This window comes from Escherichia sp. TW14182 (assembly GCF_000208525.1).
In the GTDB taxonomy this organism is placed as follows: domain Bacteria; phylum Pseudomonadota; class Gammaproteobacteria; order Enterobacterales; family Enterobacteriaceae; genus Escherichia; species Escherichia ruysiae.
The window spans coordinates 1-842 of the sequence record NZ_AEJZ01000181.1 but is presented as its reverse complement, the minus strand read 5'-3'; the positions used below and the strand labels follow the sequence as shown (position 1 = coordinate 842).

1 protein-coding gene is annotated in these 842 nt (G+C 44.1%); it reads left to right on the top strand.

What is annotated here, in order from left to right:
- Window positions 1–842, top strand: an 842-nt coding sequence (locus EQY_RS0115575) for an IS4-like element ISSfl1 family transposase (RefSeq protein WP_000496550.1), incomplete at both ends; no start/stop codon positions are given.

Genomic DNA, 842 nt, shown 5'->3' with positions numbered 1-842 from the left:
GCATCATGTTCTTCGTGCCAGCCTTCTGTGTGACGGGCGTTCCATTCCGTTATTGAGTAAGGTTGTTCCTTCTGAAAAACAAAATAATCCATTGATACAACATGATTTCCTTGATTCCCTTGCTCAATCCCTGCCCCCCGATGCCAGGGTTATTATTGTCACGGATGCTGGATTTCAGAGCGCATGGTTTCACCATATTACTTCTCTGGGCTGGGATTTTATTGGTCGGATCAGAAATAACGTTCAGTATTGCCTCGATAACGCGCCTGAAAGATGGTTAAAAGTGTCGGATTGCCCTGAATGTAAAACACCGGAATATATGGGGGCTGGAAGGCTGGTTAAAGAAAGGAAAAAAAGCATCCGGGGGCATTTTTACACCTATAAGAAATCGGCAAAAGGGCGAAAAAAGAAACGTTCGAAAGGTCAGCGTGGTTTAAACAAAACAGACAAAGAACAGAGCAAATCAGCAAAAGAAGCCTGGTTGATCTTCAGCAGTACAAATGACTTCAGAGCGCGAGAAATCATCAAGTTATACAGTCGGCGAATGCAGATAGAGCAAAACTTTCGTGATGAAAAGAACGGGCGCTTCGGATTTGGTCTTCGGGCCAGCAAAAGTCGTTCAACAGGAAGAATTCTGGTTCTGAGTCTGCTGGCAACGTTGAGCACTATCGTAATGTGGTTACTCGGTTATCACGCTGAAAATAAAGGGTTACACCTGAAATATCAGGCTAACAGCATTAAATCCCGGCGGGTTATCTCATATCTGACGTTAGCGAAGAATGTTCTTCGACACTCGCCACTTATTTTAAGACGAACAGTACTGAGCACAGTTCTAAACCATC